The following is a 14,878-nucleotide window of genomic DNA, read 5'->3' as shown; positions in this document are numbered from 1 at the left end:
GACCAGATGACAAAGCTTGCATTTGTATTCCCGGGCCAAGGAACACAGGCGGTGGGCATGGGAAAAGAAATGGCGGATGCCTATCCGGAAGCCCGTTCCGTTTTCGAGGAGGCGGATGAAGCGCTGGGGTTCTCTTTAAGCGAAATCATATTTCAGGGTCCTGAAGAGAAACTCCGTTTGACTTACTACACCCAGCCTGCGATCCTGACCACCAGTATCGCCATGTACCGGGTTTTTGAGAAAGCAGGATTCCAACCTGCCTATGCTGCAGGCCATTCCTTGGGAGAATACTCGGCTTTGGTGGTTGCGGGCGCAATTGATTTTGCCGATGCGGTCAAGGTGGTACATGCCCGGGGCAAACTCATGGACGAAGCGGTTCCGGCGGGCCGGGGCGCCATGTCAGCCATTATCGGCGGTGATCGCGCGAGTATCCGATCCATATGCGAACAAGTATCCCAATCAACCGGTGTGGTTGAATTGGCCAACATCAATTGTCCCGGACAAATCGTGATTTCGGGACTTGCGGAGGCAGTGGCCAAGGCAGGCGAACAGCTTGCGGATGCCGGTCTCCGCGTCATCCCGCTGGTAGTTTCGGGGCCGTTTCACAGTTCTTTGATGCAGCCCGCTGCCGAGAAGCTGATCGACGTCCTGGATGACGTAACTGTCAGGGATGCCCGGATTCCCGTAATAGCCAACGTGTCTGCCAAGCCGGTCATCTCTGCTGACGAAATCCGGGGAGCCCTGTATGAACAGGTTGCCTCCTCTGTCCTGTGGGAGGACTCCGTTGCCTACATGCTGGAACAGGGCGTGGACACTTTTGTGGAGATTGGGCCGGGACAGGTCTTATCCGGTCTCATCAAGAAAGTCAGCCGCCGGACACCCACATTGTCCATTCAGGATCCGGCCTCATTCGATAAGACGGTTTCGATTCTAAAGGGGGATTCGTAATGGTAACGGGAAAAGTGGCTCTGGTGACGGGCGCGTCTCGCGGCATTGGTCGTGCCGTTGCACTGGAACTCGCACGACGCGGTGCCAAACTGGTGGTTAACTATGCAGGAAATCAGTCTGCTGCCGAAGAAGTAGTTGCAAAGATTCGTGAGATGGGCGGAGAGGCCGTTGCGGTGCAGGGCAACGTGGCCAGCCCGGAAGATGCGGACAGGATGGTCAATGCAGCCACCGAAGCTTTCGGACGACTTGATATTCTTGTCAACAATGCGGGCATCACCCGGGACAATCTTCTGATCCGAATGAAGGAAGAGGATTGGGATTCGGTGATTGATACCAATCTGAAAGGTGTATTCAACACCACGAAAGCGGCAGCTCGGATTATGATGAAGCAACGTTATGGCAGGATTATCAATGTCACTTCCGTTGTGGCCCTGATGGGAAATCCCGGTCAGGCCAACTATGTGGCAGCCAAATCCGGTGTGATTGGGCTCACCAAGTCGAACGCCAGGGAACTGGCATCCCGCAACATTACGGTGAATGCGGTGGCCCCGGGGTATATTCAAACGGATATGACAGCCGTTTTGAATGACGATGTCAAGGAAACACTCAGCAAACAGATCCCGCTGGGAAGGCTTGGCGATCCGGAGGATATTGCCAAGGTAGTGGCGTTCCTGGCTTCTGATGACGCTTCTTACATGACCGGACAGGTGCTGACCGTTGACGGCGGCATGGTCATGTAAAAAGCTGACTTAAAAGGAAGAATCGTGTATACTCTGAGGAGGAGGTGAAAGGCATGTCAACTTTTGACAGAGTTAAGAAAATCATCGTGGACCGTCTTGATGTCGAGGAATCGGCTGTTACACTGGAGGCATCCTTCAAGGATGATCTGGGAGCGGATTCGCTCGATGTTGTGGAACTCGTAATGGAACTGGAAGACGAGTTCGATATGGAGATTTCTGACGAAGATGCGGAGAAAATCAGTACCGTCGGGGATGTGGTGAAGTACATAGAGTCCCACAAGGCGTAACCTTCGTTTGTCTGATTGAATTGCAGAGTCCCGCGGGCATCCTCGGGGCTCTATTTTCGACAAGAACGTGTCTCTTCAAGAGAACTTTATCCAATACATCTTAACTTGAAAAAAGGTAGGGTGATCACCTACATGAGAAGACGAGTGGTTGTCACGGGAATGGGGGTTATCTCCCCTGTAGGAAATACGGTTTCCGCTTTCTGGGAGAGTCTTGTTGCCGGAAAATCAGGAGTCGGCAAGATTACAAGGTTTGATGCCTCCGAGTATCCCTGTCAAATTGCGGCTGAAGTGAAAGACTTCAACCCCGAAGCGTACATGGACAAGAGAGAAGCGCGGAAGATGGACCGGTTCGCCCAGTACGCCGTAGCTGCAGCGAGAATGGCTATGGATGACAGCAAGCTGCAAATCACGGAAGAAAACGAGGAACGGGTAGGAGTCTATGTGGGTTCGGGTATCGGAGGCCTCGAAACGCTGATGGAGCAGCACCAGATTCTGTTGGAGAAGGGTCCCCGCCGGGTGTCTCCGTTCTTCATCCCCATGATGATCGGTGATATTGCAACCGGGCAGATCTCCATCTTTCTGGGGGCAAAGGGACCCAATTCGTCGCCGATCTCCGCTTGTGCAACCGGTACGAACGCAATTGGAGATGCTTACAAGATCATTGAACGCGGTGCGGCTGACGTCATGATCACCGGGGGCGCAGAGGCAACTGTATTGCCTTTGGCTGTGGCTGGATTTGCCTCGGCTAGGGCTCTGGCAACTGCTTTCAATGACACGCCGGAGAAGGCAAGCCGACCCTTTGACCGGGACCGGGATGGGTTCGTGATGGGGGAAGGGGCCGGCATCCTGGTGCTGGAAGAACTGGAACACGCCAAGAAACGGGGGGCTGCCATTTATGCCGAGATTATCGGTTATGGAATGAGCGGTGACGCCTACCATATCACACAGCCGGCACCGGAAGGGGCAGGCGCGGCCCGCTGCATGCGGGAAGCGGTGCGTGACGCCGGTATTAACCCGACTGAGGTTGACTATATCAATGCGCATGGCACTTCGACCGATTTTAACGACAAACTGGAAACAATGGCCATAAAGAAAGTGTTTGGGGATCATGCCTACAAACTGGCCGTTTCCTCCACCAAATCTGTAACCGGGCACCTTCTGGGCGCTGCGGGGGGAGTTGAAGCGGTAGCCTGTGTGAAGGCCATCCAGGAACAAATGCTGCCTCCAACCATCAACCTGGAGAATCCGGATCCCGAGTGCGATCTTGATTATGTGCCAAATGTTGCACGGAAGATGGCAGTCAACGTAGCTATGTCCAATTCTTTTGGATTTGGCGGACATAATGCGTCAATTATCTTCCGAAAATACCAAGAGTGATGTTTGCCCTGATGTGACCAGGCTGTCACATCAGGGTCTATCTAATTCTACGCAGGTGAGCTATCGTGGCTGGTAAGTTTGAAGTGTTCACACAATCCTTACAAATTCGTTTTCAGAATCTGTCTCTCCTTAAGCAAGCCTTTACCCATGCTTCTTACCGGAACGAACACCGGGGAGAGAACGGGCAGGACAATGAACGGCTCGAGTTCCTGGGGGATGCGGTTCTTGAATTGCTGGTCAGCGAGTATTTGTTCAACCGTTATCCGACTCTCCCGGAAGGCGAATTAACCCGTATGCGGGCGTCGATCGTATGTGAACCTTCCCTGGTGAAGTTTGCCGACAAATTGCAGTTTACCAAATATATTCGGTTGGGACGCGGGGAGGAATTATCCGGCGGCAGAAGACGACCCGCTCTTTTGGCGGACGTGTTTGAAGCGTTCGTAGGGGCGTTGTATCTCGATCAGGGGCTGGAGGCGGTGAGATCGTTTTTGCAGACTCATGTGTTTCCAGAGTTGGAAAACGTGCACGGCCTGCTGCTCTCTGATTTCAAAACCTTGTTGCAGGAACATGTCCAAAGGGAGAACCTGGGTTCTTTGACGTATAAGATTTTGGAAGAAAGAGGCCCGGCCCATAACCGGGAATTCGTGTCACAAGTGTTCATCAATGACGTCCCATATGGTACCGGAACCGGCAGATCCAAGAAGGAAGCGGAACAAAGAGCGGCCAATGAGACATTGACCATGCTTGGTCGTTGAACAACCAGAAAACAGGGAACAGCCGCTCTTGCACTTGAGCGGCTGTTTTTTGGTAAAAAAGGGTTGCAGGTTTTTATAGGTCTGAGGACGGATTTTATTTTTCTGGGAATCCGATATCCTAGAACAAGCAATTTGGATGACTGGAGGAGACTCTATGTACCTGAAACGAATGGAACTTGTGGGTTTCAAATCGTTTGCCGATCGAACCGAACTAGAGTTTGTTCCGGGTGTCACAGCTGTTGTGGGGCCGAACGGTTCCGGAAAGAGCAACATTTCCGATTCGATTCGCTGGGTGCTTGGCGAACAAAGTGCCAAGAGCTTGCGGGGCGCCAAGATGGAAGACGTTATTTTCGCCGGAAGCGATACACGCAAAGCGGTCAATTACTGCGAAGTGTCACTCACTCTCGATAACAGTGACAGTACTTTGCCCCTGGATTATAACGAAGTCACCGTTACCCGCCGGGTATACCGGTCCGGGGAGGGAGAATATTTCATAAACAAACAGCCCTGCCGCCTGAAAGACATTATCGAGCTGTTCATGGACACGGGTCTTGGCAAAGAGGCATACTCCATCATCGGCCAGGGCCGGATCGACGAGATCCTGTCCAACAAGGCGGAGGACAGACGCGGCATCTTTGAAGAAGCGGCGGGAATCGTCAAATACAAAACGCGCAAACGGGAAGCGGAAAAGAAACTGGAAGAAACCGCAGGCAACCTGGTCCGTATCGGGGATATCATTGGCGAGTTGGAGACCCAGATCGGGCCCCTGTCCGAACAGGCGGAAATCGCCAGACAATACAAGCGGTACAAAGGGGAATTGCAGAATCTTGAAATTGCCTTGTATGTGCATGACATAGAAGATCTGCATTCCCGTTGGCAGCAAGAGAAGGAAACAGGAAGCAAGCTGCAGGATCAGCATGCCTCGCAAGCCGCCGTTGTCTCCGCCATGGAGTCCCAATATGAACAGCTTCGCTGGCAGGCGGAACAGCTGGACAAGATGATGGAATCCAGCAACAGGCGCCATGTGGAAGTGGTGGCCGAATATGAGAAGGCGGAGGGCCGCCGGGAGGTTCTGCAGGAAAGGTATAAGAACCTGCTGACAGGGAGAGATGACCTGCAGTCCGATTTGGCCAAGCTGGGTAAGGACCGGAGTGACAAGGAAGGGCAGCACCAGGAGGAAAAGGACAAGCTGGCGGCGCTTACGGCTGAACGGGACAGGTTCCGAACAGAGCTGGAAGCAAAAATGTCAGCCACTGAGGGATTGTTTGACCGTTCCGGGATGGAAGCGGAAGTGGAGAGGCTTAAGGCCGACCTGATCGAAAAGATGAACGAGACGGCCGGCAGGCGGAATGAACTGAAGAACATTGAAACCAACATCGGGACTTGTCAACGCCGGATCGAAAAGATGCAGCAAGACGAAGCGGAACTGCAGGAAAGAATCGGTTTGTTGAATCAGTCCTTTGCTTCAGGGACTGCCACTCTGGAGGAGCTTAGAAAGCAGGAAGGGGAAATGCATGCTGCCTTGCGGGAACTGCAAGGGAATGTCTCCGGCAGGGCGGCCGAGAAAGACCGGCTGACAGCCTTGTTGCGGCAATTGCAGACAGAAAAGGCGTCATTTCAGTCAAGATATGAGCTTTTGCGGGACATGCAGCAGGAATACGGCGGGTTCTCACAAGGAGTCCGAACGGTCCTGCAGGCTGCGGGAAGAAACCGTCTTAGCGGTATTTGCGGTGCGGTGGCGGAATTGATCCAAGTGCCTGCAAAATACGAAGTTGCGGTGGAAACCGCACTGGGAGGGGCTCTGCAAAACGTTGTCGTGGAATCGGAAAAAGCGGGCCGGGACGCCATCATGTTCCTCAAGTCAAGCGGTGGTGGACGGGCTACCTTTATGCCCCTGGACGTTATGAAAGGACGGATGCTTGGCAAAAGCGAACGGTTGGCTGTTGAAGGACATTCCGGCTATGTGGGAATCGGGGCCGAGATGGTCAGCTTTGACGAAAAGTATCGTCCGATCGCAGAGTATCTTCTTGGTCAGGTGGTACTTGCAAAAACCATTGCAGACGCCAACGCTTTGGCCCGATTGCTGCAATACCGGGTTCGCGTTGTGACTTTGGATGGAGACGTGGTGAACCCGGGGGGTGCCATGACCGGGGGAAGCCAGCAGAAAAAAGGAACCAGCCTCCTTGGACGGCAACGGGAAGTAGACGAAATGGAGCAAAAGCTGAAATCCATCGACTCCCAGTTGGCCGAAGTCCAGCAGAAGCTGGACAGCTTTGAAACAAACGCCAGGCAAGCGGATGCCAACCTGCAGGAAATCCGTGAAAGAATGGAGGCGACAAGAGGGCAAATCCATTCCGTTGAATCCCAGGTCCGGGAATTGGACGTACAGCGACAGGCCTTTCAGGAGCGTCTGCAGCTGGTGACACTTGAGAAAGAGCAGTATGAGCGGGAACTGTCCGAATGGATCCGCAAAGGGGAAAACACCCAGGTGGAACTGGTCCAATTGGACGAGATGGTGAAAGAAATGACTGCCCAAGTGGACGCACTTCAGACCAAGTTGAAAGAACAGCAAAGCGCACAAGAAGATATTTCGGAAGAAGTAACCGAATACAAAGTTCGCCTGGCGGCGCTGGATCAGGAAATCTCATCGACCAAAGCGAACATTGCCCGCATGGAACGGGAAATCACAGCCAATCAGACAGAGCTTGCAGCCAAAGAAAGCGAAATGACTCTGATTGGAGAGAGAATTGATCAAACCAGGCAAGAGTTGGAAGAGGCGGCCGGTCAGTTGGCTTTGCTTGAACAACGTCGTACGGAAGCGCAGAAGGCGCTGGACGAGGAGCTTGCGCGCAAGCAGGAGCTTCACAGGAAAATCGCGGAAGAGGAGCATCGAGTCCGGGAAGCCCGGCTGGTACTGAGAAACCTGGAGAATCAGCTGCACCAGATTGAGGTTAAGGTCAACCGGCTGGACGTGGAACTGACCAATATGCTGACCAAATTGGCTGAGGAGTACCATATATCATTCGAATTGGCAAAGGAACGATACCCGGTGCCGGAAGATGTTCCCGCTGCCAAGAAGCAAGCGGCCGAACTTCGCAGGCAAATGGAACTGCTGGGTGAAGTGAATCTGGGAGCGATTGAGGAACATGCCCGCATGCAGGAACGTCTGCAATTCCTTACAAGCCAACGGGACGATCTGACAGAAGCGCGAAACAAGCTGAACGAAGTCATTCTGGAGATCAACCAGGAAATGTCCAAGCGGTTTCATGAAACCTTTGACGCTATCCGCAGCCAGTTCCATATCGTGTTTAACCGGTTGTTTGGCGGGGGGCGTGCGGACCTGATTTTGGTCGATCCGGACAATCCCTTGACTACCGGAATTGACATCATGGCACAACCCCCCGGCAAGAAGCTGCAGAACCTGGGGCTCCTGTCAGGTGGCGAACGCGCTTTAACCGCAATGGCGCTGCTGTTCTCGATCCTGCATGTCAAACCAGTGCCATTCTGTGTATTGGACGAAGTGGAAGCGGCGCTGGATGAAGCAAATGTATCCCGTTTCGCCGAGTACATGCGAGAATTCTCGACTCAAACCCAGTTTATCTGCATCACGCACCGGAAAGGCACAATGGAAGCGGCCGATGTCCTGTATGGAGTAACCATGCAGGAATCCGGCATATCCAAGCTGGTATCCGTCAGGATGGTGGAAGAGGATGATGTGCAGACAGCCTAGTTCGGGGCGGTTCCACCGCCCCGCTATTTTTTGCTGCTTGTGCAATAAGAGATTCTCAGGAACTTATTTCCCCATTTTTGCAGGTGAAATTTGAAATAGGGGACTTTCGGGGACTTATTTGGGTGGGGGTGGGGGCTGGTATTGAAAAACGGCCAAATTAGACCTTCAAAATCCCTTATTTTCAAAACCAAGGTTCAAATTTACAAAATTAGTCCTCCAAAATCTCTTATTTCACACACGGACTCCCAGGGAGAATACCGGTTTTCCCCAGGAATTAGCAGTTGTCTGGTCAAGCATTATTGTCTGCCAGACCATTTTTACCCAACGGATGGATAAATCAATTTGGACGTGAATTGGCAACCTAATGTCAAACATGTCGGGGAGGGATCAGATTGAGACGAATATTGGCATTGACAGCTTCACTCCTTTTCACATTACTGTCGACTGCCGCGGTTTCATTTGCCCAAGGAAAAGAGGGTGTCCATCTGGCCGAACCTGCTTATGCCAAATGGGGCCGACTGGCCATGACGGAAACCAGGAAGCGGTATCCTGATGCGCAAATTGTTGATTATTTGCATGTGGGGCGTGTAAACAAATCCACCGACGTGGCGGAAGAAACATTCAAATTATGGCTAAATCGAAACGGCAGGGAATTGGGCGTCTTTGTCCGAATTACTTTTGAAATCAAGACGGACCGGGTGTTGTTGGTGCGGTTTCAAGAAATATCCCAGTGACACATGTTTGAATAGTCCACCAACAATGATAAAATGTTAATAGTTTCCAAAGAAAAGGAACCGGACAAGCGGGAGAGGATAGTTTTGATTGATCCATTATTATTCAAAACGGTAAAGGAGATCTGCGAAAGGAGGGGTTCTGATGTCGCGTCTAAATCAAGATAAAGTCCCCCAGAAAGCAACCGCCAAGAAAGTGGCTGCTTCGAAACCGGTACGTTATGCAAAAAAGGTATCCAGTGACGTATTCCGCATTGGAGATCATGTCGTGGGTCCCACTCCGAGCGGCAGAATGGCCAAGTTAAAAGTTGTGGCCATAACCAGAGTCGATATCGACAAATTTGTGATCTAACCGCGCATAAAATGATTGCTCGCTTGTGGCTTGATCTGGCACTCCTTTCCTTGGAGGCAAAATAGGATATAATGGTATAATAGCGAGAAACAAAGGCGGACCTGAGAACTCGGGTCCGTTTCAAATTGCAATCGATATTGGCGAGGCAGGGATTCTGAATGGGATTTTTCAGCAAGTTTAAGGAAGGGTTGGCGAAAACCCGCGACTCGTTTATGGACAAGGTGGGGGCCGTCTTCAACCGGCGCAGGATTGACGAAGAATTCTACGAAGAGCTGGAAGAACAGCTCATCATGGCAGATGTCGGGGTCACCACCGTCATGACGCTGATGGAGGAACTGCGGGCGGAAGTGAAGCGGCGAAAGATCGAGGATGCGACCGATCTCAAGCCCATTTTACAGGAAAAATTGGTTGAACTGATGGGCACGGAAATGGCTGCCTTAAATCTGAATCCGACTGGAATGACGGTGATTATGATCGTCGGGGTCAATGGAGTCGGCAAGACCACGACCATCGGCAAGCTTGCCCATCGATTAAAGTCCGAAGGGAAAAAGGTGGTCCTCGCCGCCGGAGACACATTCCGGGCAGGTGCGATCGAGCAGTTGGAAGTGTGGGGGCAGCGTGTGGGAGTGGACGTAATCAAGCACCAGCAGGGTTCAGATCCGGCTGCTGTTGTATATGACGGAGTGCAGGCGGCCAAATCCCGCAAAGCGGACGTGTTGATTGTGGACACGGCAGGACGACTCCACAACAAGACCAATCTGATGGATGAATTGAACAAAGTGTACCGGGTGCTCAAGCGGGAAATCCCGGATGCCCCCCATGAAGTGCTGCTGGTACTTGATGCTACCACCGGCCAGAACGCGTTGCAGCAGGCCAAGATCTTCGGAGAAGCGACCGGTGTGACCGGTCTCGTGCTGACGAAGCTGGACGGAACCGCAAAAGGCGGCATTGTCATCGCCATTCGGGATCAGATGGAGATTCCGGTGAAGTTTGTTGGACTTGGTGAGAAAGTGGACGACCTGGCTGAGTTCGATCCAAAACAGTTCGTAGAAGCAATATTTACTGCCTGACAATGTTTTTTCCTTGACATTCCGCACCATTTCCAGTATGATCATTTTTGTTCTGTAAAGGATTCTATCTTGACAGGCGAAAGGCGTGGGATCATGCTTGAGAAAACTACACGCATGAACCTGTTATACGATTTCTACGGCGTACTGTTGACTGATAAACAGCGTACGTTTCTTGAATTGTATTATCTTGACGATCTGTCTTTGGCGGAGATCGCCGAACAGTTTCAGGTCTCCCGGCAAGCGGTTCATGACAACATTCGCCGGTCGGAAGTACAGTTGGAAGAGTACGAGCAAAAGCTTCGACTGCTGGAGCGATACCAAAACCGCGTTCATTTATGCGAAAAGATGGCGGAGAAAATTGGTGTTCTGCCTTTGTCTGAAGCAGACAAAGAGGAACTGTTAGGGTTTGCCAGGTTGTTGGCAGAGGATGGGGAGACGGAACCTCGGGAATAAACCGGAGAGGAGGGTGAGCATGGCGATATTTGAAGGTCTGTCCAGCAGGCTGCAGGAAACGTTTCAGCGCCTGAGGGGCAAAGGGAAGCTGACGGAAGATGACGTGAAAGAAGCCCTGCGAGAGGTGCGTTTGGCGCTGCTCGAGGCGGACGTCAACTTCAAAGTTGTAAAAGAGTTTGTGGAAAAAATCCGTGAGCGTGCAATCGGACAGGAAGTTTTGCAAAGCCTTACCCCGGGCCAGCAAGTGATCAAGATTGTGAACGATGAACTGACTGAGCTGATGGGCGGCACCCAGAGCCGGATTGCGCAGGCGGCCAAGCCTCCGACGGTGGTCATGATGGTCGGGTTGCAAGGGGCAGGGAAGACCACCACCACCGGTAAACTTGCCAACCTCCTCAAAAAGCAAAATCGCTACCCGCTGCTTGTGGCAGGAGATATCTACCGGCCGGCTGCCATCAAACAATTGCAGGTATTGGGCGAACAGGTGAAGGCGCAGGTATTCTCCATGGGCGACAAGGTGAGCCCGGTTGAGATTGCCAAGAACGCGATTGAGCACGCCAGGATGCACGGGTTTGACTATGTATTGATTGATACTGCGGGTCGTCTGCACATTGACGACACGTTAATGGACGAGCTGAAACGGATCAAGGAAGCGGTGAATCCGGACGAAATCCTGCTTGTGGTGGATGCCATGACCGGACAGGATGCGGTGAATGTGGCAGAAACCTTCCACCAACAGCTGGGCATAACGGGCACAATCCTGACCAAGCTTGATGGTGACACCCGGGGCGGAGCCGCCTTGTCCATCCGGTCCGTAACCGGAACTCCCATCAAGTTTGCAGGGATGGGCGAGAAGCTGGATGCGCTGGAGCCGTTCCATCCGGATCGGATGGCATCCCGGATCCTGGGGATGGGCGATGTACTTAGCCTGATCGAGAAAGCCCAGGCCAACGTGGATCAGGCAAAGGCTCAGGAAGCCGGCAAGAAGCTGATGAGCGGGGAATTTACGCTGGATGACTTCCTCGATCAGATGCAGCAGCTCAAGAAGATGGGTCCGCTGCAGGATATCCTGGGCATGCTGCCGGGTATGGGCATGAACAAGGCGATGCAGAATGTGAACATTGACGATAAACAGATTGCACGCGTTGAGGCGATCATTCGCTCGATGACACCCAGGGAACGGCAGGATCCGAAAGTCATGAACGCCAGCCGCCGCAGGCGGGTGGCCGCAGGCAGCGGAACCACCGTTCAGGATGTGAACCGCCTGCTCAACCAGTTTGCCGAAATGCAGAAGATGATGAAACAGCTTCCGGGTCTTGCCAAGAAGTTCGGCAAAAAAGGAAAGAAAGGGTTTGGCGGCTTCAAGTTCCCGTTTTAAACTCATTCCCTTTTCGGGAATGAATTGATATAATACAAAAGTTGACTTTGACTAGGAGGTGAATTTCAATGGCAGTAAAAATCCGTCTCAAGCGTATGGGTGCTAAGAAAGCTCCTTTCTACCGCGTTGTTGTTGCTGATTCCCGTTCTCCGCGCGACGGTCGTTTCATCGAGGAGATTGGTACCTATAACCCGGTTACTCAACCGGCCCAAATCAACATCGACGAAGAGAAGGCGATCAAGTGGCTGCAGACCGGCGCACAGCCGTCCGACACCGTTCGCAACCTGTTCAGCAAAACTGGCATCATGAAGAAAGTTCACGAGATGAAGTAAGTCCATTCCGTCCGTGGAGGGCTGGCCAATGAAAGAATTGATTGAAATCATTGCCAAGGCGCTCGTGGATCACCCGGATCAGGTGCGGGTTACGGAAGTGGAAAGAGACCATTCCGTAACCTACCAACTGCATGTGGCACCGGGTGATGCCGGTAAGATCATCGGAAAACAAGGCCGGATCGCAAAAGCGATTCGGACGGTGGTAGCTGCGGGAGCCTTGCAGGAAGACAAGCGGGTAACCGTGGATATCATGTAAAGGGTCGGAAACCCCAGGGTTCCCGGCCCTTTCAAAAATTTACCCCGCAAAGTGACGTGAAGAAGGGGGAGTATAAGTTGGAAGAGCGGTTGATCCGGGTCGGATCTCTTGTGAATACACAGGGAATCAGAGGGGAAGTAAGGGTGATCAGCCATACGGACTTCCCTGAAAAGCGTTTTGCCAGGGGCTCCCGCCTGATTCTTGTCCACCCGCAGCTCCCACGAATTGAATTGGAAGTGGCGTCGGCCCGCAAGCATAAAAATTTTTATCTGTTGAGATTTGTGGGTCATCCTTCCATCAATGACGTGGAAAGATACAAAGGCGGGGAACTGAAGATCCGGGAAACGGAACTGGAGTCGCTGCCGGAAGGAAGCAATTACATATTCGAACTGGTCGGCTGCCGCGTGGAGACAGAAGATGGGGAAGAACTCGGCGAATTGGTCGAAGTTCTGCAGCCGGGAGCCAATGACGTGTATGTGGTGAAACCTCCCAAGGGCAAAAGTATCCTGCTGCCGGCAATCCCTGAATGCATCAAGGAAGTGGATGTGGCCAACAAATTGGTGCGCGTTCATCTGATGGAAGGTTTGATGGACTGATGAAGATTGACATCGTGACAATATTCCCCGAAATGTTTGCCGGAGTGCTGTCGCATAGCATCATCGGCCGGGCCCGGGCGGCAGGGGCTGTTGAGATTGATGTCACTGACTTCCGGGACTTTTCCGACAACAAGCATCACACTGTTGACGACACCCCTTATGGCGGCGGAGGGGGAATGGTTCTCAAGCCCCAACCGATTTTTGACGCGGTGGAGTCCCTGATGGATGCCGGAAAGAAACCGAGGGTGATTCTGACCTGCCCGCAGGGGGTGCCTTATACCCAGGAACTGGCACTGGAGCTGTCCAAAGAGGATCATTTGATCATTATTTGCGGCCATTACGAAGGGTATGACGAACGGATCCGACAGCATCTCATCACCGATGAGATTTCAATTGGCGACTATGTACTGACCGGGGGAGAGATTCCCGCCATGGCGATCGTCGATTCGGTGGTCCGGTTGCTGCCTAGGGTGCTTGGCAACAATACGTCTGCTGAGCTTGATTCTTTCCGCAACGGTTTGCTGGAACACCCGCATTATACGCGACCGTTTGAATTTCGCGGCTGGACAGTGCCCGAGATTCTGATTTCCGGCCATCATGAAAAAATTGAACAGTGGCGCCGGCGTGAATCTCTGCGCAGAACCTACCTGCGCCGTCCCGACCTGCTGGACAAGGCGGAGCTGACTGACCGGGACCGCAAGTGGCTGGCCGAAATCGAGGAAGAAGAACGCAGGTCCCCTCCGCGGACATCTTGAGCTGTATCCCTGAGCTGTCCTTGGAGGAGACCCCAATTTACATTATGCGTCACGTGACGGTTTGGTTCTCAAAACCAGTTGAATTTCAGCCCAAACTCATGGTATGATACCCCATATTGCCGGAGTGATGGAATTGGCATACGTGCACGACTCAAAATCGTGATTTTGTGGGTTCGAGTCCCACCTCCGGCACCATAAACCAATCTTTAAGGCCCCCGCAAACAGAACCCGAGCAGCCGAAGCCGCTCGGGTTGCATTTTGAGTTACTATAGGTAAGTTACGGGAATATAAAAATTTGGGCTTTCCTTCTTTTCTCTAAAAGGTTATAATCGTTATAACACGTATAACGTATATCAGAGAGTGGGAGGATAGGAATAAAACATTATGAATGGAGTAACGACTATGAATCGTAAAGTAACCCGTATTGGGAACAGTCTCGGTGTGGCGATTACCGATGCACTCAAACAAGTCGGGCTGGGTTTGGGCGATGATGTAGATATTGTAGTTCGTAAAGAGCAGGGAGAAATCGTGATTCGGAAACGTGTAACAGTACCGGAAGGTTTTGATCCCCGGTTTTTTGACATTCTTACCAAAAACATGGAAGAATATCGCGAAACCATTGAAGGATTGAAAGATCGATAACAGATGGTTTATTACCTAACTGCTGAAGAAGTCTTGGCAATAAACCTACACGTTATAAGAACGATTTCCCCGCACGAACAAAAGGGCGTAAAATTCCCGCATTTGTTGGAATCAGCGGTCAACCGACCACGGCAATCTGCAGTTGGTGAAGACGCCTACCCGACCATTTTTGAAAAGGCGACTGCGTTATTTGAATCATTGGCGCAAAATCACGCTTTCCACAATGCCAACAAACGAACGGCTTTCTTGGCTTTGCTCCAGTTCCTTAATTATAACGGATACGAATTTAAAATGAGCAAAAAGAAAGCCGAAGATTTCACGGTTGATGTCGTGAATCACGTATACTCTTTTCAACAAATCGCAGCCATTATTCAGGAGCACACTGTTCCAATGTAAAATTCCCGGTTGATCAATTTGATGATCCGGGAATTTTTATTTAAGTTCTTTAGGATGTTATAAACTCTCGTCAGTTAATC

Annotated in this window: 17 protein-coding genes and 1 tRNA gene; all 18 read left to right on the top strand. The window is 51.8% G+C overall.

The genetic code is table 11. The features are described from left to right. The first annotated feature begins 6 nt into the window (after nt 1-6). The 18 genes from fabD (at nt 7) to EFBL_RS10610 (ending at nt 14,798) form a co-directional block, all read left to right on the top strand. Nucleotides 7-948, top strand: coding sequence for an ACP S-malonyltransferase (gene fabD, locus EFBL_RS10695; protein WP_096182128.1), 942 nt, complete (start codon nt 7-9; stop codon nt 946-948). Further along, nucleotides 948-1,688, top strand: a complete 741-nt coding sequence (gene fabG / locus EFBL_RS10690) for a 3-oxoacyl-[acyl-carrier-protein] reductase (protein ID WP_096182127.1) — start codon at nt 948-950, stop codon at nt 1,686-1,688. The genes fabD and fabG overlap by 1 nt, the downstream gene beginning before the upstream one ends. A gap of 53 nt (nt 1,689-1,741) precedes the next feature. Continuing rightward, nucleotides 1,742-1,975, top strand: a complete 234-nt coding sequence (gene acpP, locus EFBL_RS10685) for an acyl carrier protein (protein WP_096182126.1) — start codon at nt 1,742-1,744, stop codon at nt 1,973-1,975. A 132-nt stretch (nt 1,976-2,107) separates the two neighbouring features. Then, nucleotides 2,108-3,352, top strand: a complete 1,245-nt coding sequence (fabF, locus tag EFBL_RS10680) for a beta-ketoacyl-ACP synthase II (RefSeq protein ID WP_096182125.1) — start codon at nt 2,108-2,110, stop codon at nt 3,350-3,352. 65 nt (nt 3,353-3,417) lie between these two features. Further along, nucleotides 3,418-4,107: a ribonuclease III gene (gene rnc / locus EFBL_RS10675; RefSeq protein ID WP_096182124.1), complete on the top strand. Its 690-nt coding sequence runs from the start codon at nt 3,418-3,420 to the stop codon at nt 4,105-4,107. Between the two features lie 154 nt (nt 4,108-4,261). Continuing rightward, complete coding sequence (gene smc / locus EFBL_RS10670; RefSeq protein WP_096182123.1) at nt 4,262-7,837, top strand: chromosome segregation protein SMC; 3,576 nt, start codon at nt 4,262-4,264, stop codon at nt 7,835-7,837. A 392-nt stretch (nt 7,838-8,229) separates the two neighbouring features. After that, nucleotides 8,230-8,571 (top strand): YqzG/YhdC family protein, encoded by a 342-nt coding sequence (locus EFBL_RS10665; RefSeq protein WP_165912445.1) that lies wholly within the window; start codon nt 8,230-8,232, stop codon nt 8,569-8,571. Between the two features lie 142 nt (nt 8,572-8,713). Further along, entirely contained in the window at nt 8,714-8,920 is a 207-nt protein-coding gene (locus tag EFBL_RS10660; protein ID WP_096182121.1) for a hypothetical protein, read from the top strand. A gap of 158 nt (nt 8,921-9,078) precedes the next feature. Next, complete coding sequence (gene ftsY, locus EFBL_RS10655; protein ID WP_096182120.1) at nt 9,079-9,990, top strand: signal recognition particle-docking protein FtsY; 912 nt, start codon at nt 9,079-9,081, stop codon at nt 9,988-9,990. 90 nt (nt 9,991-10,080) lie between these two features. Next, on the top strand, nt 10,081-10,443 hold the full coding sequence (locus EFBL_RS10650) for a putative DNA-binding protein (protein WP_096182241.1): 363 nt from the start codon (nt 10,081-10,083) through the stop codon (nt 10,441-10,443). Nucleotides 10,444-10,462: 19 nt separating this feature from the next. Next, nucleotides 10,463-11,821 carry a signal recognition particle protein gene (ffh, locus tag EFBL_RS10645; protein WP_096182119.1) on the top strand — a complete coding sequence of 453 codons (1,359 nt, stop codon included), beginning with the start codon at nt 10,463-10,465 and terminating at the stop codon, nt 11,819-11,821. A 68-nt stretch (nt 11,822-11,889) separates the two neighbouring features. Next, nucleotides 11,890-12,153 (top strand): 30S ribosomal protein S16, encoded by a 264-nt coding sequence (gene rpsP, locus EFBL_RS10640; RefSeq protein WP_096182118.1) that lies wholly within the window; start codon nt 11,890-11,892, stop codon nt 12,151-12,153. A gap of 28 nt (nt 12,154-12,181) precedes the next feature. Further along, on the top strand, nt 12,182-12,409 hold the full coding sequence (locus EFBL_RS10635) for a KH domain-containing protein (protein ID WP_096182117.1): 228 nt from the start codon (nt 12,182-12,184) through the stop codon (nt 12,407-12,409). Nucleotides 12,410-12,486: 77 nt separating this feature from the next. Further along, a complete protein-coding gene (gene rimM, locus EFBL_RS10630; protein WP_096182116.1) occupies nt 12,487-13,005 on the top strand; it encodes a ribosome maturation factor RimM in 519 nt (172 codons plus the stop codon). Further along, complete coding sequence (gene trmD, locus EFBL_RS10625; RefSeq protein WP_096182115.1) at nt 13,005-13,760, top strand: tRNA (guanosine(37)-N1)-methyltransferase TrmD; 756 nt, start codon at nt 13,005-13,007, stop codon at nt 13,758-13,760. The genes rimM and trmD overlap by 1 nt, the downstream gene beginning before the upstream one ends. Nucleotides 13,761-13,878: 118 nt before the next feature. Further along, nucleotides 13,879-13,955, top strand: a tRNA-Leu gene (locus EFBL_RS10620). 207 nt (nt 13,956-14,162) lie between these two features. Next, nucleotides 14,163-14,402 (top strand): AbrB/MazE/SpoVT family DNA-binding domain-containing protein, encoded by a 240-nt coding sequence (locus tag EFBL_RS10615; protein ID WP_231705766.1) that lies wholly within the window; start codon nt 14,163-14,165, stop codon nt 14,400-14,402. Nucleotides 14,403-14,405: 3 nt separating this feature from the next. Further along, a complete protein-coding gene (locus EFBL_RS10610; RefSeq protein WP_096182113.1) occupies nt 14,406-14,798 on the top strand; it encodes a type II toxin-antitoxin system death-on-curing family toxin in 393 nt (130 codons plus the stop codon). Nucleotides 14,799-14,878: the final 80 nt, after the last annotated feature.

It is taken from the genome of Effusibacillus lacus (genome assembly GCF_002335525.1).
Lineage (GTDB): Bacteria > Bacillota > Bacilli > Tumebacillales > Effusibacillaceae > Effusibacillus > Effusibacillus lacus.
The sequence above is the reverse complement of the archived record's forward strand: the minus strand, read 5'-3'. Positions and strand labels throughout refer to the sequence as shown.

Excerpts from the sequence above, each read along its gene's own strand:
- fabD (WP_096182128.1), top strand. The coding sequence starts at position 7 with ATGACAAAGCTTGCATTTGTATTCCCGGGCCAAGGAACACAGGCGGTG.
- fabG (WP_096182127.1), top strand. The coding sequence starts at position 948 with ATGGTAACGGGAAAAGTGGCTCTGGTGACGGGCGCGTCTCGCGGCATT.
- acpP (WP_096182126.1), top strand. The coding sequence starts at position 1,742 with ATGTCAACTTTTGACAGAGTTAAGAAAATCATCGTGGACCGTCTTGAT.
- fabF (WP_096182125.1), top strand. The coding sequence starts at position 2,108 with ATGAGAAGACGAGTGGTTGTCACGGGAATGGGGGTTATCTCCCCTGTA.
- smc (WP_096182123.1), top strand. The coding sequence starts at position 4,262 with ATGTACCTGAAACGAATGGAACTTGTGGGTTTCAAATCGTTTGCCGAT.
- EFBL_RS10660 (WP_096182121.1), top strand. The coding sequence starts at position 8,714 with ATGTCGCGTCTAAATCAAGATAAAGTCCCCCAGAAAGCAACCGCCAAG.
- ftsY (WP_096182120.1), top strand. The coding sequence starts at position 9,079 with ATGGGATTTTTCAGCAAGTTTAAGGAAGGGTTGGCGAAAACCCGCGAC.
- ffh (WP_096182119.1), top strand. The coding sequence starts at position 10,463 with ATGGCGATATTTGAAGGTCTGTCCAGCAGGCTGCAGGAAACGTTTCAG.
- rpsP (WP_096182118.1), top strand. The coding sequence starts at position 11,890 with ATGGCAGTAAAAATCCGTCTCAAGCGTATGGGTGCTAAGAAAGCTCCT.
- EFBL_RS10635 (WP_096182117.1), top strand. The coding sequence starts at position 12,182 with ATGAAAGAATTGATTGAAATCATTGCCAAGGCGCTCGTGGATCACCCG.
- trmD (WP_096182115.1), top strand. The coding sequence starts at position 13,005 with ATGAAGATTGACATCGTGACAATATTCCCCGAAATGTTTGCCGGAGTG.
- EFBL_RS10615 (WP_231705766.1), top strand. The coding sequence starts at position 14,163 with ATGAATCGTAAAGTAACCCGTATTGGGAACAGTCTCGGTGTGGCGATT.
- EFBL_RS10610 (WP_096182113.1), top strand. The coding sequence starts at position 14,406 with ATGGTTTATTACCTAACTGCTGAAGAAGTCTTGGCAATAAACCTACAC.